This window comes from Brachybacterium sp. UMB0905, assembly GCF_002871795.1.
In the GTDB taxonomy this organism is placed as follows: Bacteria; Actinomycetota; Actinomycetes; order Actinomycetales; family Dermabacteraceae; genus Brachybacterium.
In genome coordinates, this window is sequence record NZ_PNHL01000004.1 from 101567 (window position 1) to 124206 (window position 22640).

The window sequence follows — 22640 nt, forward strand, 5'->3', positions numbered from 1 at the left end:
CCGTCCTTGTCCGCCGTCAACCGGCCGCGCATAGTGGACCTATGAGCGAGACGACGCAGACTCCCGGCCCTGAGATCCTCCCCATCCCCGCAGGGCTCGCCGAGCGTGCCGCCCTGATCGGCGGCACCGAGGGCAGCCTCAGCCACCAGGAGATCCACGACTTCGTCACCGCGCAGCTGGACGACCAGGACCTCGACGGCAAGAGCGTGTGCCTGATCATTCCCGACGGCACCCGCAACGTGCCCCTGCCGCTCGTGCTCCCTGCGATCCACGAAGCCCTCGCCGGCCGCGCCGCCTCCGTCACCGTGCTCATCGCACTCGGCACCCACGCCGCGATGAGCGAGGAGGCGATCGACCAGCTGCTGGGCGCCACCGAGCGCGGCGCCGCCGCGACCTACCCCGGCTGGGAGGTCGTCAATCACGCCTGGGATGACCCGTCCGCGATCGCCGACCTCGGCGAGATCCCCGCTGAGCGCATCGCCGAGCTCACCGGCAATCTGCTCACCGACCAGCCCATGCGCGTGCAGATCAACCGCCTGTGCGTCGAATCGGACGTCAACCTCATCGTCGGCCCGGTCTTCCCGCATGAGGTGGTGGGCTTCTCCGGCGGCAACAAGTACTTCTTCCCCGGCTGCTCCGTCCACGACGTCATCGACATCTCGCACTGGGTGGGGGCGCTCATCACCGCCAGCCGCATCATCGGCACCCTCGGCATCACGCCCGTGCGCCAGCTCATCGACGCGGCGAGCGACCTCATCGACAACCAGAAGCTGTGCTTCACCATGGACGTCACCGAGGGCGGGAAGGGCCTGGGTGCCGTCGCGTTCGGCGACCCGCAGGCCGCCTGGGCTGCGATGGCGAAGATCTCCGCCCAGACCCACATCACCTATGTGGACAAGCCTTACCGGCGGATCGTCGCCCTGGTCCCGGAGATGTACGACGACCTGTGGACCGGCGCGAAGGGCTTCTACAAGTCCGAGCCGGTGTGCGCCGACGGCGGCGACGTCATCATCTACGCCCCGCACATCACCGAGGTCGCTGCCATGCACCCGGGGCTGCGCGAGATCGGCTACCACACCATCGAGTACTTCACGAAGCAGTGGGACCGCTTCGAGCAGCATCCCTGGGGCGAGCTCGCCCACTCCACGCACGTGACGGGCCTGGGCACCTACGATCCCGCCACCGGTGAGGAGCGTCCGCGCGTGAACCGCTATGTCGCCTCCTCCATCCCGCGGGAGGTCTGCGAGGAGTACAACCTGCTGTACATGGACCCCGAGAGCCTGGACATCGAGGCGCTGCGCGAGGACCCCGACACCCTGGTGATCGACCACGCCGGTGAGGTGCTGTTCCGCCTCGCGAGCGAGAAGCAGGACCAGTGACCGCCCGCCCCGCCCCGACCGACACCGCCCACCCCACCGTCGCTGAGCAGCTCGCGGGCATCTCCCGCCTGGGCGTCGCCTACTCCGGCGGCGTGGACTCCGCGGTGCTCGTCGCGCTCGCCGTGCGTGAGCTCGGCGCCGAGAACGTGGTGCCGCTGCTGGGGATCTCGCCCTCGCTCGCCCGCCGGGAGCGCCGTCTCGCCCATGAGGTCGCCGCCGTGATCGGCGTCGAGGTCGTGGAGATCGAAACCCATGAGGGCGAGAACCCCGACTACCGCAAAAACGACGCCGCCCGCTGCTTCCACTGCAAGGACGAGCTGTTCACCCGCATCGACGAGGAGATCATCGCCCAGCATCGCCTGGACGCGGTCGCCTACGGCGAGAACGCCGATGACGCCCAGCGCCACGACCGGCCCGGCGCCGGTGCCGCCACCCGCCACCAGGTCCTGCGGCCACTCGCGAGGGCCGGGATGACCAAGGCCGATGTGCGCGCCGCCGCCCGCGAGCTCGGCCTGCCCGTGGCCGACAAGCCCGCTGCCCCGTGCCTGGCCTCCCGCGTCCCCTTCGGCGAGCCCGTCACCCCCGAGAAGCTGCGGCAGATCGATGAGCTGGAGGACGCGGTGTTCGCCGCCGGGTTCAGCGACTGCCGGGTCCGTCACCACGGCAGCATCGCCCGTCTTGAGCTCCCGAGCGACGAGCTGCCCCACGCCCTCGAGCCGGAGCTGCGTGAACAGCTGCTGCGGGCCGGGAAGCAGGCCGGTTTCGCCCACGTCACCGTGGACCTCGACGGCATCCGCTCGGGCCTGTTCCACCTGCAGGTGGTGGGGCGTGGCTGAGCCCGGCCACCATCCGGACCCCGGCCGGATCGACGGCCTGGCGGACCTGGACCTGGACCGCGGGGCCCGCCGCGGCGCCCCTGAGGCTGTGCTGTGCGACGCCAAGAGCGTCGAGCAGGTGGCACGCATCGCCGCTGAATACGCCCGGTGCGACCCGGCTGACGTCGGCCCCATCCTGTTCACCCGCGCCGATGCCGAGCGGGCCGCTGCCATCCGTGCTGCCCTGCCTGCCGCCCACCATGATCCCGCCGCGCGCCTGCTCGCTTGGCCCGCAGAGGCCCCGGAGCCGAGCGGGGGCCTGGTGATCGTGGCCTGCGCTGGCACGAGCGATCTGCCCGCGGCGCGCGAAGCCGAGCTCACCGCCCGCTACCTGGGCCGTCCCACCCGTCTGATCGCCGACATCGGCATCGCGGGGCTGCACCGGCTTGAGCGTCGCCTGCCCGAGCTGCACGAGGCCGCCTGCGTGGTCGTCGCCGCCGGGATGGATGGCGCCCTGCCCACGGTGATCGCCGGGCAGATCAGCGCCCCCGTGGTCGCGCTGCCCACCTCCGTCGGCTACGGCGTCGCGAGCGGCGGTGTCACCGCCGCGCTCACGATGCTCTCCGCCTGCGCCCCCGGCATTGGGGTGGTCAATATCGACAACGGCTACGGCGCCGGGCATCTGGCCGCCCAGATTGCCCGTTGGGCGCCGACGAGCGAGGGCTCACACCGCGGTTGAGACTCACCGGGCCCCCCGCCTACTATCGCCGATAGTAATCACCGGATGGGGGATGGACGGAGCATGGCAGCGGGCAAGCGCGAGCAGACCCAGAACCTCGGCGACGGCAGCAGCGCCTGGCTGGTCCCCGTCGCGATCATCGCCGTGGTCGCACTGCTGATCGGGGTGGTGATCTGGCTGAACGCCGGGGCCGACGGGGACGATCCCGCCGCCGCGGAGACCGCCGCCACTGAGCCTGCGGCGGTTGAGCACCCCGACTCCGTGGCCACCCCCGACCTCAGCTCCGAAGAGGCCCGCGACCCCGATGACCTACTGGCCGTCGGCCCCGTGGACGCCCCCGTGGGCATGGTCGTGTTCAGCGACTTCCAGTGCCAGTACTGCGCGCGCTGGTCCCACGAAACCCTGCCGGTGCTCATGGAGTACGTGGATCGCGGTGATCTGCGCATCGAGTTCCGGGACGTGAACATCTACGGCGATGACTCCGAGCGCGCCGCCAAGGCCCTGCTCGCCGCCGCCCAGCAGGACGCCTTCCTCGAGTACCACGAGGCGCTGTTCCCCGAGGGGGAGATCCGCTCCAGCGGCGAGCTGTCCGAGGATGCCCTGGTCGCCTCCGCGAAGGAGCTCGGCCTGGATGTCGAGCAGTTCCGCACCGACCTCACCTCCGATCAGACCGCCGAGGTCATCGCCGCCAATGCGCAGCAGGGCTGGGACCTGGGCACCATGTCCACGCCCGCGTTCATCATCGGCGGCACCCCCACCATCGGCGCGCAGCCCACCGCGGAGTTCACCCGGATGGTCGACGAGAAGCTCGCGGCGGCGGAGGGCTGAGATGGAGGTCGGCCTGCTGACCGCCTTCTTGGGCGGCGCCCTGTCCCTGCTGAGCCCCTGCGGGGCGCTGCTGCTGCCCGGATTCTTCGCCTCCACCGTCACCTCGCGCGCCCGCCTGCTGCCGCACGCCGCCATGTTCTACCTGGGCCTGCTGGTCACCCTCGTGCCGCTCGGCGTGGGGGCCGGGATCCTCGGCGCCCTGTTCATGCAGCACCGCAGCACCGTCGTGGTGATCACCGCGATCGTGCTGATCGCCCTGGGCATCGCCCACGCCCTCGGCTTCGGCATGGACCTCTCGCGCGCCGTGCCCGGCATGGACCGCGCCCGCCAGGCCTCCTCCCGTCGGGCCCCCGGCATGATCCGCACCTTCCTGCTGGGCGCCGTGGGCGGCGTGGCCGGGTTCTGCGCCGGGCCCATCCTCGGGGCGGTCCTCACCCTCGCCGCCGGGCAGGGCAGCGTGCCGCTGGCGGCGGTGCTGCTGGCCGTCTACGGCGCCGGGATGGTGGTGCCGCTCATAGTTCTCGCGGCCCTCTGGGAACAGCTGGGCGAGAAGGGCCGACGGGTCCTGCGCGGGCGCACCGTGACCGTCGGCCCCCTCACCCTGCACACCACGAACCTGCTGACCGGCGCGCTGATCATCGGTGTCGGCATCCTCTTCTGGGCCACCAACGGCCTGGTCACCATGCCCTCCCTGGTGCCCACCGCACTGCTGTCCCGCTGGCAGGCCGGCACCGGCGCACTCGACCACCCGGCCGTGCAGATCGCCGTGATCCTGCTGCTGGGGGCGATTGCACTGGCAGCCTGGTGGCGCCACCGATCCGGAGCCCGCCGATGACCCCGTACCGCACGCCCCATCGGACCGGAGCCCCGGCTCTGCGCCCGATGCCGCGCCGGGCCCTCCTGGCGCTGCTGCCCATGGGTGCGCTCGCCGCCTGCACCGGCGATGACGAGGAGCCCGCGCCGCAGGAGCCGGGCGGAGCGGAGCTCTCGAGCCCGCCCGCGGACCTCGCCCCGGACCCGGTGGAGGTCCACGAGCGCGCCGAGGTGGTGGACTTCTCCACCCTCAGCGTTCCGCTCGAGATGGAGCCGATGATCGTGGTGGACCCCGGCTGGAGCGCCACCCCGCTCTGCCTGGGCGGGCACTTGCTGGGATACGCGAACGCCGAGGATCGCCTGCAGTTCACCGCGGTGAAGCAGGACGGCACCGTGCTGTGGACGGCCGAGCGCCCCCTGGGCTGCACCGCGGCGGCGCTCACTCGGGACGGCGACCGCCCCGTGGCGGTGCTCGCCTCCGTGGATGAGAGCACCGACGGGGAGCTGATCAGCGTCCTTGCCGGCTACGACGTGCGCACCGGCGCCCAGCTGTGGACCGGCGTGGCCGGGGCCGTGACCGGGCCGGGCCTGGTGATCGGCGAGCCCGGCTCCCGCGCGGTGCTCGACGCCGGCTCGGGATCGCGGCGCCTGGCCGAAGAGGACCTCGACGGCGGGCGGATCCTCGCCGAGCACGCCGGGACCATCCTGCACACCGCAGGTCAGGAGCTCGTGGCACTCGGCCCCGATGACGCTGAGCTGTGGCGGATCGACCTACCGGGCGGCCTCGAAGCGGCCGCCGCATGGGTACCGCGCGAGATCGACTCCGCGACCGGCTGGGCCGTGGTGACCGACGACGACGCGGCCGGCACCGTGGTGGACTTGGCCGACGGCACGATCCGCGCCGAGAAGGCCGATGCGGTGGCCCGCGACCATGTCATGGAGGTGACGGTCGTCGCCGCCGGGCCGCTCGTGCGGGGCCTGGACGCGGAGGGCGAGGAGCTGTGGCGCCACCAGGACCCCGAGCCGCTGGCCTTCCTCACCGCCGGGGAGCGCCTGGTCTACGCCGTGCGGCCGCAGGAGGGCACGCTCGTGGTGCTGGATAGCAAACAGGGCACCATGGTCCACCCCTACGACGTGGACAAGGACGCGCCTCTCGCGGTGCCCGAGCTGTTCACCGCGGACTCCGCCGCCGCCATCCGGGTGGATGACGAGGCGCGCTACCTGGTCACCACCGAGTTCGACCCGGACTTCGGGACCCGCTGAGGGGTGTTGGGGTCTGCTGAGAGGTTCCGGGACCCGCTGAGAGGTGGGGAGTGGGCCGACGAGGCGCGGACTCGCTCAGCTCGTGGCTCAGCGTGTGCCCCAGCGCGCGGCCCCGCTCACCGCTCGGCGCGCGACTCCGCTCACGGCTCGTCTCGCGGCTCGTCCTCGTCGCTCAGGCACTCGCGCAGCAGCGCCAGATCCTCCCGATCCATACGGCGCAGCAGCCGCGTGAACACCTTGCGGTGATCCGGGGAGTCCACGAGCGCCTGCTCCATGGCCCGCGCCGCATACTCGCAGCGCGTGTACTGCGCCGAATGCAGGGCGCTGCGCCCCTCATGCCGATTCAGCGTCAGGCCCTTGCGCTCCAGGTTCGCCAGCACCGTTGCGATCGTCGTATAGGCGTGATGGCCGCCGAGCGCCGCGATGAGGTCCCGCACCGTGAGGTCATCACGATCCCACAGCACCTCCATCACCTGCCGTTCAAGGGCGCCGAGCGGCACATGGACCGGAGACTTCGTGGTGCTCATACCGAGACCTCCTGGCGGGCGCTCTCGCCGGTCATCGCCGGCGATCTGCGTCGCTGGCCTGCACGGGCGGTATGCGCCGCCAGCTTCTGTCGACTATTGAGCATAGTCGAGCAGTGGGGGAGGTGTCAGCGCCGACCGTGACCTGGAGGATAGGATCCTCGCCGTTATCCCGCGCAGGAGGAGAGCTGTGACCATGTGGCTGCTGCTGCTCGGAGCGATCCTCACGGAGGCCGCGGCGACCCTGTCATTGCGCGGAGCACTGGACCACCCGGGGCTGTATGTCGTCGTCGTCACCGGGTACCTCGCCTCCTATGGGCTGCTCGTGCAGGTGCTGCGCCGCGGAATGGGCCTGGGGGTCGCCTATGGCATCTGGGGCGCTTGCGGCGTGGTGCTCACCGCAGTGCTGTCCGCGCTGCTGTTCGGCGAGATGCTCACAGCCCTGAAGATCACGGGGATCGTGCTGGTCGCGGCCGGGGTGGTGCTCGTCGAGCTCGGGGCCGTGCGCGCTGCTCCCCAGGCGGCACCGGTGCCAGCTGCCGTCCCGGCGACCGCAGGTCCGGCGGCCCCGGGGCATACCGCCCCGCGTCGCACCCGGGAGCGCGACGCATGAGCGCCTGGCTGCTGCTGCTCGGCGCAGTCCTCGCCGAGGTCATCGGCACCCTGTCGCTGCGGGCCGCCGCCCACGGCGCCCGCCGCTGGTACGTCGTGGTCGCGGGCGGCTACGTCGTCGCGTTCGTCCTGCTGTCCGGGGCCCTCGCCGCGGGGATGCCCCTCGGCGTGGCCTACGGGATCTGGATCGCTCTCGGGATCACCCTGACCGCTCTGGCCTCCCGCGTCCTGTTTCGAGAGCCTCTCACTCCGCTCATGCTCAGCGGGATGGGACTGATCGCGGTGGGGGTGCTGCTGATCGAGATCGGCGGCACCGTCTGAGACGCCGCCGGAGAAAGAGCGGTACTGCCTGAAGATCACCGGCGCGGCCTGAGAGATGGTTGCCACAGGTTGCCGTTAGAGTGCGACCCTATCGGTGCGCGCAAAAGCGCCCGCCGACCAGCTGGCCGCCACCGCCGGGAGGAGACCCGATGAGCCGTAAGCGCGTAACCATCTATGACGTCGCCACGCAGGCAGGTGTCGCTCCCTCCACGGTCTCTCGCGCTTTCTCCCGCCCCGGCCGCGTCAGCGCCGCCACCCACGCCAAGGTCATGGCTGCGGCCAAGGTCCTCGGGTACCGCACCGACGCGCCCCCGTCCCAAGAGCGCACCCACCGCCACCACCGCCTCGGCATCGAGGTCGCCGACCTCACCAATCCCTACTTCGCCGAACTGGTCTCCGGCATGCAGGAGGCCGCCCACGAGCTCGAATACCTGCTGCTGCTGCTGGACACCGTGGAGGATGAGGCGCGCGAGCGCACGAGCCTCGAAAGCGCCGTGAACGTCGTGGACGGCCTCGTGCTCTCTGGCACCCGACTGTCCGACGCCGCCCTGAACCACCTGACCAAACGCATCCCCGTCGTGGTCATGAACCGGCGGGTGGCCGGACTGGACTCCGTCACCCCGGACTTCGAGCACGGCATGTCCCAAGCCATCGCCCACCTCGACGAGAACGGGCTGCGGACCATCACCTATGTGGCCGGCCCCGTGAACTCCTGGTCCGACGGGGAGCGGTGGCGCGCCGCTCGCGACGCCGCCCGCCATCACGGCCTGCCCATCCAGCGCCACGGCCCCTTCGCCCCCACCATCGCCGGCGGTGAGCAGGCCTTCGAGGAGCTGCGAGACACCCTCCCGCATGCCGTGATCTGCTACAACGACCTCATCGCCTTCGGGTTCCTGGTCGCCGCGCTGCGCGTCGGGATCCGCGTGCCCGGGCAGCTGTCGGTCATAGGGCACGACGACATCCAGCTCGCCCGCCTGATCGGCGGAGGGCTGACCACCATCGTCAGCCCCAAGCGCGCCCAGGGCCGCGCCGCCGTGGAGCGTTTGGTGCGCCGCATCGAGAACCCGTCGGCCCACCGCACCCCCGTGGAGGGGTCCCTGCCGGTGCGCCTCATGCCGCGCGGCACCACCGGCCCGCGCGAAGATGCCCGGTAGTCCGGGGTCGTCTCGGATAGTTCGGGACGCCGCGGAAACGCGGCAATTGCGGGCAACCAGCCCTGCGCGCGAGCCCGCATTGCGAGGATGGGCCCCATGAGCAACGACGCCTTCACTCCGCATCCCGATCGACTGCTGCCCGCCGATCCCGCTGTGCGGGACATCGCGCGCGGCCTCTATCAGCTGCAGAAGGACCAGCCGATCGTCTCCCCGCACGGCCACGTGGATCCGCGGCTGCTGCTGGACGATGAGCCGTTCCGTGACCCCACCTCGCTGTTCATCACCCCCGACCACTACGTCAACCGCCTCATGCACGCCCGCGGCGTGGACCTCGCAGACCTCGGCGTGGGACAGGCGCCTCTGGACGATCAGGCCTCCCGCCGTGCCTGGCATCTGCTGGCCGAGCACTGGCACGCCTACGCCGGCACCCCCTCGCGCTACTGGATGGAGCACGAGTTCGCCGAGGTGTTCGGGCTGACGACCGTGCTCAGTCCCCGCACCGCCGATGCGATGTACGACGCGATCGCCGAGCAGCTCGCCCAGCCCGAGTTCCGGCCCCGCGCCCTGTTCGACCGCTTCGGCATCGAGGTGCTCGCCACCACCGATGACCCGGTGGATGACCTGGCCCCGCATGATGCGCTGGCCGCCGATGACTCCTTCACCGGCCGCGTCATCCCCACGTTCCGGCCCGACCGCTACCTCGAGCCCGCCCGCGCCGATTTCCGTGAGCTGACCGATGCGCTCGGCGAGGCCGCCGACGTGGACACCAGCACCTATGACGGCCACCTCGAGGCCATGCGCGTGCGCCGCCTGTACTTCCGCGACCACGGCGCCGTCTCCTCCGACCACTCCCACCTCGACCCCGGCACACAGCGGCTGGACCTCGAGGACGCCCGGCGCCTCTACGCGAGCGCACGCAGCGGACAGATCGCTGAGACCGACGCGGTCGCGCTGCGCCGCCACCTGCTGGCCGACCAGGCGCGCCTGGCCGCCGAGGACGGCCTGGTCATGACGCTGCACCCGGCGGTCTCCCGCAACCACAGCGACGCCATGCTCGAGCAGTTCGGCGCCGACATCGGCTTCGACATCCCCGTCGCCGTGGACTACGTGAACCACCTCCGGCCGGTCCTGAACGACGTCGGCCATGCGGAGAACTTCCGCCTGGTCCTGTTCACGATCGACGAGACCGTCCTGTCCCGCGAGGTCGCGCCGCTGGCCGGGGTGTACCCCTCGGTGTTCGCCGGTGCCCCCTGGTGGTTCATCGATGCGCCCGATGCAATCCTGCGCTACCGCCGAGCCGTCTCCGAGACCATCGGCTACACCCGCACCAGCGGCTTCATCGACGACACTCGCGCGTTCTGCTCCATCCCCGCGCGGCACGACATGGCCCGCCGCCTGGACGCCCACCATCTCGCGGGGCTGGTCGCCGAGCATCGCATCCGCCTCGAGGATGCCGAGCAGCTCGCCGCCACCCTGCCCGTCCAGCAGCCGCGCGAGGTGTTCCGCCTCGACGCCGTGACGACGAAGGAGAAGGCCTGATGAACGCCCCCGCCCCGTCCGATGAGGGCCGCCTGGTCCACCTGGGCATCGGCAACTTCGCCCGCGCCCACACCCTCGCCGCGACCGCCGCGGCTGGCGGCTGGTCCGTCGTCGCCTTCACCGGCCGCTCCGCCCGCATGGCCGATCTGCTGAACGCCCAGGACGGGCGCTATGGGCTGATCGTGCGCGGCGCCGAGGGGGATGAGGTTTCGCTGATCGACGTGATCGACGAGGTCCACCCCGCGGGCGACATCGACACCCTCGTGGCCCTGCTCGCCGACCCCTTCACGGCCGTGGTCACTCTGACCATCACCGAGAAGGGCTACGCCGCCGGCTCCGACCCGGAGAGCTCTGCCCCCGCGCGCATTGCGCTCGGGCTGAAGGCGCGCCGTGAAGCCGGGGTGGAGGAGCCGATCGCCCTGGTCAGCTGCGACAACCTGACGGGCAATGGGCAGGTGCTGCGCGAGGCCGTGCTCGCTGCCTGCGATGAGCCCACCCGCGCCTGGTTCGACGAGCACGTCGACGTCATCTCCACCATGGTGGACCGCATCACCCCGAGCGCCGATGACGCGGCCGCCGAGGTGGTGCGCGAGCAGACCGGTTTCGTCGACGCTGCGCCGGTGGTCACCGAGCCGTTCACCGAGTGGGTCATCGAGGACCGTTTCCGCGGCCGCCGCCCCGCCTGGGAGAAGGCCGGGGCGCAGCTGACCGACGACGTCGAGGTCTATGAGCTGCGCAAGCTGCGGCTGCTCAACGGCGCCCACAGCCTCATGGCCTACGCCGGGCAGGTGGCGGGCGTGGAGCGCGTCGACGAAGCGATCGCCCATCGCGAGGTCCGCGCCCTGGTGGAGAAGCTATGGGAAGAGGCCCGCCAGACCCTGCCACTGCCGACCGCGGAGCTCGATGCCTACACCGCGGCGCTTGAGGAGCGGTTCCGCAACCCGCGGCTCGCCGATCAGCTGATTCGCATCGCCGCTGATGGGTCGGCGAAGCTGCCGGTGCGGGCACTGCCCGTGATCGCCGAGCTCGGTGGGCCGGAGCAGTCGCCGGGGGAGACCGCCGCCGTGGCCTCGTGGACCAGCTGGGTCACGCAGCGGGCGCGCGACGGCCATGAGATCGCCGACCCGCAGGGCGAAGCGATCGCTGCCGCCGCGGGGCGCGAGGAGGACCGCGAGCGCGTGGTGGCGCTGCTGGACCTCCTGGGCGTTGCGTCCGACGACCCCCTGGTGGACGCCGTCCTCGCCGAGGAGCCGCGCCTGCCGCGAGGGTGAGGAGGCGCCTGCCGCCCTCAACCTGATGCGCGTTTTCGGGTGCTGCGTACCAGTTTTGGTACGCAGCACCCGAAAACGTGCGGGGGTGGGCGTACCCTGCCCCGCGCTCAGGCGAGGTTGGCCAGGGCTTCGAAGCGTTCGAGGCGTTCGCGGTAGTAGTCCTGGTGCGCGGCCACCGGCTCCACATGCCGCAGCACGGGCGCCTCGGCCACGGCCTGCTCTGGCGCGGCCTGCTCGAGGGCCAGGACGGCGGCGCCGCGCATGGTGGAGCGGGAGATCGCCACGTGGTCGATCGGCGCGCCGAGCGCATCGGACAGCAGGTGCAGCCACGCCGGCACCACACCGGTCATGCCGCCGGAGAGCACGATCCGCTCCGGCTCACCACCGGCCTCGCGCATCTGGTCGGCGATGCGCAGGAAGCTCAGCGCCACGCCCTCCATCGCCCCGCGCAGCATGTCCTGCCAGGTAGTGGAGGCGCTGATGTTCGCCATCACCGCCCGGGCGCCGCCCCGCCACTTCGTGCCCCGCTCCCCGGAGAGGAACGGCACCACGAGCGGCGTCCCGGCCAACGGCGGCGCGGAGAAGAGGGTCTGCGTATCCAGGGTCTCGATCTCGTAGGGCATCCCCAGCTGCTGGCGGCACCAGTCCAGCACGCGCCCGCAGTCGCTCATCGCCGAGCCCACGAGCGTGCGCTGCTGATCCACCCGGTAGGCCCACAGCCCGGAGGGTAGGGTGGGGATCTCGGTGTTCAGCAGCTGCCGGATCGCCCCGGAGGTCGCGGTGGAGATGCCCCAGGTCCCCGGACCCAGCGCCCCGATGCCCAGGTTCGCAGCCAGGCCATCGCCCACCACCGGGACCCACACGGCCTGCTCCAGCTGCGGGAACCGCGCGGCGAGCGGCGTTCCGCTCACCGGCACAGCGTCCGACGGATCCATCGACCGCCCCATCATGTCCTCGCTGATGCCCACCGCATCCAACAGCTCGGGCACGTAGTCCCCGCTGCGGCGGTCGATCATGCCCGACCAGGCCGCGGAGGCGGTGCCGAGCGCCGGCGTGCCCAGCAGCTGCGCGGCGATGTACTCCCCGAGCGCCATGAACCGCGCGGTGCGCGCGAACACCTCGGGGTGCTCCTCGCGCAGCCACGCGATCCGCGGCGCGGTGTAGCTCGAGTGCAGACGTGCCCCGGTGCGCTCATGCAGCTGTTCCACATCCAGCTGCTCGGCGAGCGCGTCAACCTGGTGCTGGCAGCGGGTGTCCGCGTAGGTGATGCAGGGGGTGAGGGCGCGGCCTGCCGCATCCACCGCAATGAGGGAGGAGGCGAAGGTGTCCACGCCGATGGCGAGCACCTGCCCCGGCAGATCCGTGCCGTGGAGCACCGCCTCGAGAGCGGTGCGGACTTCGGCGACGACCTGGTCGGCGTCGATCGTGGAGGTGCCGTCATCAGCGCTTGTGAAGGTGTGCGTCTCCTTGTGCTGAAGCTTGCCGACCTCGCGTCCGCTGACGTCGTACACGGCGGCGCGGGTGCCGCCCGAGCCGATGTCGATCCCGACGACCAGCGGTCCCTGGGCGTCTTCGGAGGGGATGTTGAAGCGGGGCATCGTCGTCTCCTGCTCGCGTTGCGGGTGTGCGCCCAGCATAGAAACGCCCTGCGAGTCGCGGCAGGGGCAGGCCACTGGTTGCCACGCCCCGCCCGCCACCACTTACCCCGGGCTACCGCGGGTGTCAGTGCCGTATCAGGCTTGAGACCCGCACTACGCCGGGGTAGGTGGTGGCGATTGCTGGAGAGGGTGGGGCTGGGCCAGGCCTGGGAGCGGGCGGACGCGGGCAAAAAGCCAGCCTCACCCGAGCACGGACTGCCCCAGGTACTCGCCCTCGGCGCAGCCGGGCGGGATCGCGAAGACGGCCGAGCCCACAGGTGTGGTCCACTCGTTCAGCAGGTCCAGGTCCGCCAGGCGCTGCTGCATCGGCAGGTACTGCGCGGCCAGATCCGCCTGGTAGGAGGCGAACAGCAGCCCCGATTCCCCGCCGTCCTCATAGTTGTAGGGCCGGCGGTAGATCTCCTGGTGCACGCCGTCATCGACGCCGCGGGCCCGCCGCAGGTGCGCGAACTCCGCGATCTGCGGGAAGCCGTGCGGGCCGAGCGCCTCGAAGTCCGGCTGATCGCCCTCGGCCCCGCCGGTGAGCGGCGCCCCGGTGTCCAGCCGCGTGCCCACGGCATGCTCGCGGGCAGTGCGGTCGGCCAGATCCCAGCCGTCGAGGTCCATGCGGATGCGCCGCAGCACCATCGAGGTGCCGCCCGCGAAGGGACCGTCGGGAATCCACACCACGGTCGCGAAGTGATTGGTGCCCAGCTGCGGGTTCGCCGACCCGTCGAGCTGCCCGAAGAGGTTGCGCATCGTCGTGCCGGGGCGCTGCACGCCGGGGGAGCGGCGGAAACCCCGCTGGATCCAGCGGGTGCGAGTGAACGTGCGGGCGTCCTTCAGCAGCATCCGCGTCGCGTGCGCCACGGTCAGCGGATCCTCCGCGGCGACCTGCAGCAGCAGCTCCCCGCCGGTCCACGGCTCTTCGAGCTCGTCGATCGCGTAATCCGGCAGCGGGGCGAGCCACTGCGGTGAGGTGCGGTCCGCGCGCTCCAGGAACCCGGGGCCGAAGCCGACGGTGATCGTGAGCGATGCGGGCTCGCTCGCCATCTCTGGTTCGGTGTCCGCGAGCGCGCCGCGCCCCTGGGTGAGGCGCTCGGCGTCATCGGTAAGGACCCGCAGCAGACGGATGATGCCCTCGCGGTCCACGCCGGGGGCGAGATCCAGGCCCAGGAAGGCCGCGCTCGCCGGGGCGGGGGTCTCCACCCCCGCCTGATGCTCCCCGTGGAAGGGCACCACGTGTGCGCCGTAGGGCGCGGGGTCGGGGGCCGGGGCGGTGGGCTCCTCGCGCAGCAGGCTGCGATCCAGGCCGACGGCCGCTGCGCCTACGCCGAGCGCGCCGGCGCTGGCGGCCCCGCCCAGCAGGACGCGGCGCCGGCCCGGCTGTGGCTGCGAAGTCATGAGTCGTCCCCGCCATCGGAGGCGCCATGCCCCTCGTGCTCGTCGTGCCCGTCGTGTCCGTCGTGCTCGTTGTGTCCGTCGGGCTCTTCGCCGGGGGCGTAGTTCTCCTGGGCGCCCGCGAAGTCCTTCACGTCGGCGGTGAAGGCCAGCTCGGTGCCGTCCTCGAACTCGAGGGTGATCTCGACGGCATCGCCCGGCTGCAGCGGCTCCGGGATTCCCATGAGCATGAGGTGGTGGCCGCCGGGCTCGAGCAGCAGTTCGCCGCCGGCGGGCAGGTCGAGACCGCCCTCGACCTCCTTCATGCTCATGCCGCCGGAGCCGTCCTCGGCGGTCTCATGCAGCTGCACTTCAGAGGCGGCATCGGTGCGGGCACCCACGAGGACCAGGTCCTGGTCGGTGCCGTTGGTGATGACGCCGAAGCCGGCGGTCATCCCCTCCTCGGCAGCCTTGATCCACATGTCCGTGGTGGTCAGCGCGCCGGCATCGGCGCCGCCATCGGAGGCGCCATCGTCCGTGGCGGGCGCGGGGTCGGAGCCGCCGCAGGCGGCCAGGGGCAGGGAGAGGGCGGTCAGCAGCGCCGCACGGCGGGTCAGGGAGATGCGCATTTCAGGTCCTTCGCTCAGCATCGGGGAGGGCCGCCCGGGCAGGTCGCCGGGGCGGTGTGGGGATGTGAGGGGCCGACGCCGCCCAGGTGGGCTCAGGCGACGGCCGGGACCAGCGGGGGTCCGCGATGCGGCTGCGGGGTGAGCGCCGCACGGCGCAGGCGGCGCAGCGGGAAGGTGGGATCCAGGGGCCGACGGGGCACCGTCGGCACCAGCACCGGCAGCACGAGAGCCTCACCCGCGCGGCCGAGCGCCGCGAGGGCCGTCAGCAACGTCGCCAGCAGCGTCACCGAGCTGCGGGCCAGCATCTCGCCGCGGTGCAGCAGCAGCGCGGTCACGAGGGCCGCCACGAGGTGCCCGAGCAGCATCGCGGGGCCGTCATGACCTACAAGCCCGAGGTGGCCCGCATGCCCGAGGTGTCCTGCGTGCGCCGCATGCCCGCCGAGCTCCGTCGCGCCATGCAGTCCCGCATGTGCGACACCACCGTGCCCGCCGTGCCCGAGATGCGAGCCGGGCGGATCGCGCAGCACCGTCCCGCTGGCCTGCGGGGTGCCCAGCGTGAACAGGGCGTGGAACAGTGCCTGGCTGGCCAGCACGGCCGCACTGGTGCGGGGGAGGGAGGGGCGGCGCCCGGCGAGGACGGTGCACACCGTGACCGACAGCCACCAGGGCACCAGGATTCCCACGGCCGATGGGCTCGCCGCCCCGGCCGCGAGGTGCCCGGCCAGCGCCACCGCCGTGGCGAGGCTCGCCGCGAGCACACCGCGCAGCAGACGTGGCGCAGCGGCAGGGGCGGGCGGGGCGGACATGATCCCATCATGCCCCGTCCCCGCCCGCCGTGTCCGCTGCAGAAGGGCCGCGGTGATGCGAGCCTCCTCAGCTGTGGTGCATCAGCGTGGGTGGCGGGGGTTCACCGCATTGCGCACCGGATCCAGATCCGGCACCACCAGCACCGGTCCTTCGGCGTGCATGAGCAGGGTGCGGGAGACCGAACCCAGCAGTGCGGAGGCCATACGGCCGTGGCCGCGGGTGCCCACCACGGTCAGCTGCGCGCGGCCGGAGCGGGCGATCAGCTCGCTGGCCGCATCGGAGACCAGCACCTCGCTGGTGACCGGCAGGCCGTCATGCTGGGCGGAGACCGCCGCGGCATCGGCCGCGACCTCCTTCTCCAGCTCCTTGCGCTCCTGCTCGATGACATCCGTGCCCGGCATGAGGGAGGCGTACCAGCCGCCCCAGTTCTCCGGCGGCGGCATCACCACCAGCATGTGCAGGGTGGTCTGGCGCGCCGCCGCGGCCAGCGCCGCGATCTGCAGAGCGATCTCGCTGCGCTCGGAACGGTCCACGCCCACCACAACGGGCGCCTCGGACTCGACAGGCGCGAAGCGGGCCTCGCCCTCGCCGATGTCGTAGTCGCGCGGCACCACCACGGTGGGGCAGTGTGCGTGGGCGGGCAGGGCCGAGGAGACGGAACCCAGCAGGCGCCCGACGAAACCGCCGCGCCCGCGGGCACCGACCACGGCCAGGCGGGCCTGCGAGGACAGGCGCACCATCGCCCCGGCGGCATCGCCCACCTCGAGGCGGGTGAGGACCTGCCCGTCAAAGTCCGCCAGGTGCCCGAGCGCCTCCTGCAGCAGCGCCTTCGCGATCGCTTCGCGCTGCTGGGTCTCCGAGGTCGCCGCCGCGAGCGAGCCGAGGTTCGGCTGCGCAGAGGCGGGCACGGTGAAGGCGGTGGCCACGGTCAGCGGGCAGTCAGCGCGGCGGGCGGCGCGGGCAGCATAGACCAGCGCCTTCATCGCTTGGTCGGACCCGTCGTAGCCCACCAGCACGCCGAGTGGGCGGCTGGCCAGATCAGGGGTGGGAGAAGTGTGCTCGACGTCGTGCATCACGACCTCCTGGGAGATATCGGGGCGCTGCGGCGGCGTCATCGCCCCGGGGTGGACCGGCTGGTTCGCCGCCCTGCCCCCACCGTATCGCGGTGCGGGCAGGGCGGATGCGGCGGAAGTCCCCGTGCCGCTCAGGAATCCTTTGCGCTGAAGCGCGGGGCCGGCAGCGGCGGGGCCACAGCCGCGGGATGCTCCTCGAGCAGGGCCAGCGCCTCGGTGACACCGCGCTCGAGTTGCGGATCCGCCCCCGCACCCCAGGCATTGGGTGGGAAGGGCACCTCGATGTCCGGCTCGACGCCGTAGTTCTCGATCGCCCACTCCTCACCCTCGAACCAGGCGGCGTACTTCGGCTGGGTGACCCCGGTGCCGTCCACCAGGTCGTAGCGGCCGTCGATGCCGATCACACCGCCCCACGTGCGGGTGCCGATGATCGGGCCGATCTGCATCGCCCGGGAGACGGCGTTCACGATGTCACCATCGGACCCCGCCTCCTGGTTGGTGACCAGCACGACGGGTCCGCGCGGCGCATTGGCGGGGTAGGTGTCCGGCTGCTCGTGGCGGGCGTAGCCCCAGGACCGGACCCGACGGGCCAGCCGGTCGGTGACCAGCTGCGAGGTGTGGCCGCCGCCGTTGTAGCGCACGTCCACGACGATGCCCTCCTTCGTCGCGGCTTCGCGCAGGTCGCGGTGCATCTGCGCCCAGCCGGAGGAGACCATGTCCGGGATGTGCAGGTAGCCGAGCCGCCCGCCGGAGAGCTCCGCGACGCGCTCGCGACGCGAGGCCACCCAGGCCTGGTAGCGCAGCTGGGCGTCGCTCGCGAGCGGCACCACCGCCACGCGACGCTGCTCGCCGTCGCGTTCGAGCACCAGCTCGGTGGGCTTGTCTGCGGTGCCGATGAGCGCCGCGAACGGCCCCTGCTGCCCGACCTCCCGGCCGTCCACGCGCACCAGCACATCACCCTCGCGGGCGCCCACACCGGGCGCGAGCAGCGGGGAGCGGGCCGCGGGATCGGAGGAGTCGCCAGGCAGCACCCGGGTGATCACCCAGCGGCCATCGACGAGCGCGAAATCCGCGCCCAGGTGCCCGGGGAGCATCGGCGGATCGGCCTCATACGCGGGGCCGCTGACGTAGGCGTGGGAGGTGCCCAGCTCGCCCTGGACCTCCCACATCAGGTCCTGGAAGTCATCGGCCGTGACCACGCGCTCGAGCACCGGGTCGTACTTCGCGGTCATGGCATGCCAGTCCTGCCCGTCCATATCGGCGCGCCAGAACTGCTGGGCCATGATGCGGTAGTTGTCCCACAGCATCCCGCGTCGCTCCGCGACCGGGTCCACGGTCAGGCGCAGCCGCGCGGTGTCGATCTCGATGCGGGCGGGGTCCTCGTCCTCGACCTTGCGGGCGGCCGGAATCTGGATCCGCTTCTCCCCCTGGGCGATGACGAGGGTCTGCCCATCCCCGGAGGCGGCGAGGTCGGTGACATTCTCGGCGAGGACCGTGAGCTTGCGATCCGCGAGCGACCAGTGCTCGAGCGTCGGCCCGGGCGCCTCGCCCTCCACCCCGGCGCGGGTGGTGCCTAGCACGGTGGAGGCCGGATGCCGCAGCCACACGAAACCGCCGCTCACCGCGGTGAGGTGCGAGTAGGAGCCGGAGACGACAGGGAAGGGCACCAGGCGCGACTCGATCTGTTCGAGGTCGATGACGGTGGCCGGCGGGGTCGCTGCGGCGTCGGCCCCGGTGACGGACTGCGCGGTGGCCGGCTGCTGGGAGGGGGCCGACGGGTCGGCGCCCTTCGTGCCGGCAGCGCCCTGCGCGGCGTCCTCGGCAGCCTTTTTCTCCTCCTGCGGGGTGTTTGCGGCGCTGCCGCCCCAGCCATCCGGATGCGGGCCGAAGGGATCGGGGGTGCTGGCCTCGAGCGGGATGAGGAAGGGGCGCTCGGCGTTGACGAAGCCGAGGTCGAACACCATGTCGTCGTACACGGTGTCGAAGGTGCGCAGGCTCAGCAGCGCCAGATGCTTCCCGTCGGCGCTGAACTCCGGGGCGGAGTCCTGGTACCGGCCGCTGGTCAGCGCGACCGCGGTGGGGTCCGCGGCGCGGGTGTCGCTGAGCATGAGGCGGGCCAGCGGGTAGGACGAGGGCTGGGAGAACACGAGGTAGCGGCTGTCCGGGGACCAGGCGAGGTGGCGGATCTCGCCGCCGTCAGAGCGCCCGATCTCCTTGACGTCCCGCAGGCGCGGGGTGGCGGGGCTCTCCTGCTCCGTGGCACTGCTCGTGCTCTCTGCGGCGCTGTTCGCGCTGTCCCCGCTGCCTGCCGGGTCGGTGAGTCCCTCGAGGGTCACCAGGAGCACCCGGTTGTCATGCGTCGAGAGCGCGACGCGCGAGCCGTCGGGAGCGGGGATCGCGTGCAGGATTCGGCCTACGTCCCCGAGCTCGAGGATGACGGGCTCGCCGCTGCCGTCCAGCCGCGCGAGCGCGAGGACGTCCGAGCCCACACCGCCGTCGGTGCGGTCGGTCTGGGCCTGCTCATCGGAGACATACAGCGCGAAGTCACTGCGCCCCATCGGCCGCACCTCCCGCATCCGCAGCCCGCTCTCCCCGGCGAGCAGCCGGGCGGGGCCGCCCCGATGAGTGAGCACGTGCGCGCTGCCGCGCCACTCCACGACGCTCGCCCGCGCATCATGCAGCGGCCGCATGGCCAGCAGGTTCTTGCTCGGCGAGACGGGGCGGGGGCGGCGCGCGGCTGCCACGCCGGCCAGGCGCAGCGGCACCTCCCGCGGCTCGGCATCCAGGGAGTCCATGGCGAACAGGCGCCCGCGGGAGGTGAACACGATGCTCGTGCCGTCGGTCGCGGGTTCGCGCAGATAGCCGTCCGCGATGTCGATCGCGGTGTGGCGGCGCAGGTCGCTGCCGTCCAGGGCGACGGACCACAGGTTCGCGCTCGCCCGGTCGGTGAGCGCAGCGTCGGGGCCCGGGGTGTCGGAGGCGAACAGCAGCCGATCCCCGTACCAGGCGATCCGCAGCTTCGAGGACAGCACCTCATCGAGGAGCTTCTCCCAGGGCCGCTCAGCGTGCTGCGCCGCGGGGGCATCCAGCGGCACATCCTGCCGACTGATCCACAGCTTCACGGCGGTGCCGCCGTGGTAGTGCTTCCAGGACGCCTGCTCGCGCCGCCACGGGGTGGCGACGACCGTGGTGCCTGAGGGGTGGATCGCGGCCTCGCACGAGCGGCCGAGCGGCAGCAGCTCCGCGGTGCCGTCCAGGCCAATCGCCCACAGCTGGGCGTCTCGGGCCAGCGGGGCGCCGTGGCTGGTGGAGACGAGGATGCGGCCATCGGGCAGCCAGCCGGCGACCTTCGTGTCATTGCGCCCCCACGTGGTCAGGCGGCGCGGGGCGCTCTCGCCCTCGACGTCGCTGACCCACACCTCGGGCCCGCCGGAGGTGCGGGAGGTGTAGGCGACGTGGGCGCCATCGGGGGAGAAGCGCGGGAACGCGACGGGGGCGCGCTCATCGGTGAGTCGCCACGCGCGGCCGCCCTCGAGCGGGGCGAGCCAGACATCATCGGCGGCGGTGAAGGTGATGAGGTCCCCGTGGACATCGGGGTGGCGCAGATACCCGGCGTGGGACGGCGCGGTGGTGCGGGCGGGAGAGCTCAGGGGTGGCGTCATCGACATGGGGGCGAGCCTATCGAGCACCGCCGACGGACGGCACGGGTTTTTGGCAGGCAGCCCGCAGCCGCTCAGCCGAGGGCCTGGGCGATGACCTGATCGCTCTGGTGCAGGGCGCTCGCGAGTTCGGCGCGAGTGATCGGCTCATCGGCGTCGGCGCTGCCGGATCCGCCGATCGGCCAGGCGCTGAGCATCCCGGCGGCCTGCAGCCAGGCGAGGTCGTCGGCGGCCTCCCAGGTGGCGCCCACGCCGCGCAGGGCCGGCCGCAGCAGAGCGGTGAGCATGCGGGTGGTCAGATCCCGCGTGGCGGGTTCGGTGGGGTGCACGCCCAGGCTCGCATCGCCCCACAGGGCACCCCGGCCGTGCAGCCACAGCGCCGCGGTCTGCAGCTCCGTGTCCTCGCCGAGGTCGGTCAGCGGCACCGCGGGCAGCGTTTCGGGGACGGCGGGGGCGCCGGCGAAGCGGTGCAGCGCCCGTGCGAGGTCTCCGCGCTGCACCACGTCATCGGGTGCGAAGGCGGTGTCGGAGGGTGCCGGTAGCACACCGGTCTCATGCGCCCAGCTGATCGCTGCGGCCTGGGGATGATCTGCCGGCACATCCGCGAAGGGGCCGCTGGGGGTAGGGGCCGCGTCGGCAGCATCAGAGACGGTAGGGGGCTCATGAGTGCGGCGAGGAAGTAGCACGGCACCGGCCGCGGGCAGGGCGAGGGCGGCAAGACCGGCCCCGGCGAGGACCGCGCGGCGCGGCGCCCGGGAACGGGCTGGTGCCGACGGGGTCGGTTCCGTGGGGGTCGGGGCCGACGGGGTCGGTGCAACCGGTGTCGGGGCCGACGGGACGGCACTCGACCGAGTCGGACTCGACGAAGCGGGCGCAGCGGCAGACGCCGCAACGGCTGTCGGCTCCGTGGCGGCCGACGGCTCCGCAATGGGCCGCGCGCCGGGACGGCCGGTGCGCAGACGGGGCGGGACGGGGCGCTTCACAGCCATCGCAGCTCCCGCATCCGCTGCACGATCGCCCAGCTCACCGCGAGGTTCCCCCAGCCGTTGAGGTGGATGTCATCGGTGGCTCGCAGCCCCTGCGGAACCACGTTCTGGGCCAGATCGTCCTGGGTGCTGCCCTGCTCCAGCAGTGGCAGGTGTCGCAGCGGCGGGCAGGTGAGCCCGGCCTCGCTGGTCAGCAGCCCTGCGATGTCCACGAAATGCTCCCCGTAGCGCTCGGCCTGCTCCGCGTTGACCGCCTCGAGGGCCTCCGCCGTCTCGGAGCCGCGCGGGTCGAACGGGGTGGGCCACTGGCCCAGCACCAGCGTGTCCTGTGCCGGATCGGCGGTCGCATCCCACATGCGCTGGGTGTGCTCGAGCACCGCATCCACCTGCACGATGTTGTTCTTGCCCATCCACAGCACCTGCCGCGCCCCCTCGGCCGTCGCGGCCAGAGCGGAACGGAAGATGCCATCCGTGACCTGCTGGGCAGGGTCCTCGGGGATGAAGGACCAGGAGCCGGAGCTGCCATCGAGCACGCCGGACACCTCGCCCACCTGCCCGGGGATCCGCAGCAGACCGGCGGGGGCAAGGGCGGGGTCGAGCTGCACCTCGACCGCGCCGCGGCGCGCATCGGCGGTGCTGAGCACGCGGATCTGCGGCGTGGTGAGACCCCGCATGAGCAGGGTGTGCTCCGACCGGGTGGCGCTCACACCGAAGGCATGCACGGGCGCGGGCGCCGCCGCGAGGGCGAGGTGCTCATGGATGCGGATCGCGACGGGGGTGTCTTCGGCGCCGCCCTCGGAGCTCATGGAGCTCGAGCCCCACAGCACGAGCGGGCGCGCGGAGGGGGCAGGACCCAGCAGGGCGCGGGAAGCCTCGGTCCCGGGCCGATGGGGATCCTGGGGCGCAAGGGGAACGCGGGGCGCGGCCGGTGCCAGCGGGGCAGCGGGTGCCGGCGGCGCCTGCGGTGCCATGGGTGCCATGGGTGCCGCGGGCGCCCCGGCCGGGGCGGCGAACTGCGGCGATGGCATCGGAACCTCCCCTGTGGCGCGCATAGGCGCTCCCGCCGGCGCCCCGCCGTTCAGGATAGGGGAGGGGCCGACGGGGCGGCCAGGGCCGCGGTGATTCGGTGTCCGTGATCTGTGACGACCCCGGCGGGTCGGCAGTGCACAGGCTCGGCAGCTCGGCCCCGGCGGGTCGGCAGCGCGGTGGTC

At 72.4% G+C, this 22640-nt stretch carries 20 protein-coding genes; 11 read left to right on the forward strand and 9 right to left on the reverse strand.

Translation table 11 applies throughout. The features are described from left to right. Positions 1-41: 41 nt before the first annotated feature. From CJ197_RS04920 to CJ197_RS04945, 6 genes are all read left to right on the forward strand, one after another. Positions 42-1379, forward strand: coding sequence for a lactate racemase domain-containing protein (locus CJ197_RS04920; protein WP_102235637.1), 1338 nt, complete (start codon positions 42-44; stop codon positions 1377-1379). Beyond that, the gene (gene larE / locus CJ197_RS04925; protein WP_102235638.1) at positions 1376-2215 is read left to right on the forward strand and encodes an ATP-dependent sacrificial sulfur transferase LarE; all 840 of its coding nucleotides are present in this window, start codon (positions 1376-1378) and stop codon (positions 2213-2215) included. The genes CJ197_RS04920 and larE overlap by 4 nt, the downstream gene beginning before the upstream one ends. Next, entirely contained in the window at positions 2208-2933 is a 726-nt protein-coding gene (gene larB / locus CJ197_RS04930) for a nickel pincer cofactor biosynthesis protein LarB (RefSeq protein ID WP_102235639.1), read from the forward strand. The genes larE and larB overlap by 8 nt, the downstream gene beginning before the upstream one ends. Positions 2934-2996: 63 nt before the next feature. Continuing rightward, on the forward strand, positions 2997-3761 hold the full coding sequence (locus CJ197_RS04935; protein WP_102235640.1) for a thioredoxin domain-containing protein: 765 nt from the start codon (positions 2997-2999) through the stop codon (positions 3759-3761). 1 nt (position 3762) lies between these two features. Continuing rightward, positions 3763-4596 carry a cytochrome c biogenesis CcdA family protein gene (locus tag CJ197_RS04940; RefSeq protein WP_102235641.1) on the forward strand — a complete coding sequence of 278 codons (834 nt, stop codon included), beginning with the start codon at positions 3763-3765 and terminating at the stop codon, positions 4594-4596. Continuing rightward, entirely contained in the window at positions 4593-5837 is a 1245-nt protein-coding gene (locus CJ197_RS04945) for a PQQ-binding-like beta-propeller repeat protein (RefSeq protein ID WP_102235642.1), read from the forward strand. Before CJ197_RS04940 ends, CJ197_RS04945 begins: the two co-directional genes overlap by 4 nt. A gap of 140 nt (positions 5838-5977) precedes the next feature. On the opposite strand, the gene CJ197_RS04950 is transcribed toward CJ197_RS04945, so the two are convergent. Then, on the reverse strand, positions 5978-6364 hold the full coding sequence (locus CJ197_RS04950) for a BlaI/MecI/CopY family transcriptional regulator (RefSeq protein WP_102235643.1): 387 nt from the start codon (positions 6362-6364) through the stop codon (positions 5978-5980). 193 nt (positions 6365-6557) lie between these two features. Between CJ197_RS04950 and CJ197_RS04955 the strand changes: the two genes are divergently transcribed. The 5 genes from CJ197_RS04955 (at position 6558) to CJ197_RS04975 (ending at position 11258) form a co-directional block, all read left to right on the forward strand. Continuing rightward, the gene (locus CJ197_RS04955; protein WP_369801491.1) at positions 6558-6974 is read left to right on the forward strand and encodes a multidrug efflux SMR transporter; all 417 of its coding nucleotides are present in this window, start codon (positions 6558-6560) and stop codon (positions 6972-6974) included. Further along, a complete protein-coding gene (locus CJ197_RS04960; RefSeq protein ID WP_102235645.1) occupies positions 6971-7294 on the forward strand; it encodes a multidrug efflux SMR transporter in 324 nt (107 codons plus the stop codon). The genes CJ197_RS04955 and CJ197_RS04960 overlap by 4 nt, the downstream gene beginning before the upstream one ends. A gap of 149 nt (positions 7295-7443) precedes the next feature. After that, positions 7444-8448: a LacI family DNA-binding transcriptional regulator gene (locus CJ197_RS04965; RefSeq protein WP_102235646.1), complete on the forward strand. Its 1005-nt coding sequence runs from the start codon at positions 7444-7446 to the stop codon at positions 8446-8448. A 96-nt stretch (positions 8449-8544) separates the two neighbouring features. After that, positions 8545-9987 (forward strand): glucuronate isomerase, encoded by a 1443-nt coding sequence (uxaC, locus tag CJ197_RS04970; RefSeq protein ID WP_102235647.1) that lies wholly within the window; start codon positions 8545-8547, stop codon positions 9985-9987. After that, on the forward strand, positions 9987-11258 hold the full coding sequence (locus tag CJ197_RS04975; RefSeq protein ID WP_102235648.1) for a mannitol dehydrogenase family protein: 1272 nt from the start codon (positions 9987-9989) through the stop codon (positions 11256-11258). Before uxaC ends, CJ197_RS04975 begins: the two co-directional genes overlap by 1 nt. Positions 11259-11365: 107 nt before the next feature. On the opposite strand, the gene CJ197_RS04980 is transcribed toward CJ197_RS04975, so the two are convergent. The 8 genes from CJ197_RS04980 to CJ197_RS05015 all read right to left on the reverse strand — a co-directional run bounded on the left by CJ197_RS04980 (position 11366) and on the right by CJ197_RS05015 (position 22457). Next, entirely contained in the window at positions 11366-12856 is a 1491-nt protein-coding gene (locus tag CJ197_RS04980) for a gluconokinase (protein WP_102235649.1), read from the reverse strand. Positions 12857-13096: 240 nt separating this feature from the next. Next, positions 13097-14299 carry a Dyp-type peroxidase gene (locus tag CJ197_RS04985; RefSeq protein WP_102235650.1) on the reverse strand — a complete coding sequence of 401 codons (1203 nt, stop codon included), beginning with the start codon at positions 14297-14299 and terminating at the stop codon, positions 13097-13099. Further along, positions 14296-14904, reverse strand: coding sequence for a copper chaperone PCu(A)C (locus tag CJ197_RS04990; RefSeq protein ID WP_233190648.1), 609 nt, complete (start codon positions 14902-14904; stop codon positions 14296-14298). The genes CJ197_RS04985 and CJ197_RS04990 overlap by 4 nt, the downstream gene beginning before the upstream one ends. Positions 14905-14996: 92 nt before the next feature. Then, positions 14997-15710, reverse strand: coding sequence for a hypothetical protein (locus CJ197_RS04995; RefSeq protein WP_102235652.1), 714 nt, complete (start codon positions 15708-15710; stop codon positions 14997-14999). Positions 15711-15791: 81 nt separating this feature from the next. Next, the gene (locus CJ197_RS05000) at positions 15792-16826 is read right to left on the reverse strand and encodes a universal stress protein (RefSeq protein ID WP_233190649.1); all 1035 of its coding nucleotides are present in this window, start codon (positions 16824-16826) and stop codon (positions 15792-15794) included. 89 nt (positions 16827-16915) lie between these two features. After that, positions 16916-20452 (reverse strand): S41 family peptidase, encoded by a 3537-nt coding sequence (locus CJ197_RS05005; protein WP_233190650.1) that lies wholly within the window; start codon positions 20450-20452, stop codon positions 16916-16918. 65 nt (positions 20453-20517) lie between these two features. Continuing rightward, positions 20518-21432, reverse strand: a complete 915-nt coding sequence (locus CJ197_RS15515; protein ID WP_102235654.1) for an S-layer homology domain-containing protein — start codon at positions 21430-21432, stop codon at positions 20518-20520. After that, the gene (locus tag CJ197_RS05015) at positions 21423-22457 is read right to left on the reverse strand and encodes a hypothetical protein (RefSeq protein ID WP_102235655.1); all 1035 of its coding nucleotides are present in this window, start codon (positions 22455-22457) and stop codon (positions 21423-21425) included. Before CJ197_RS05015 ends, CJ197_RS15515 begins: the two co-directional genes overlap by 10 nt. Positions 22458-22640 lie beyond the last annotated feature (183 nt).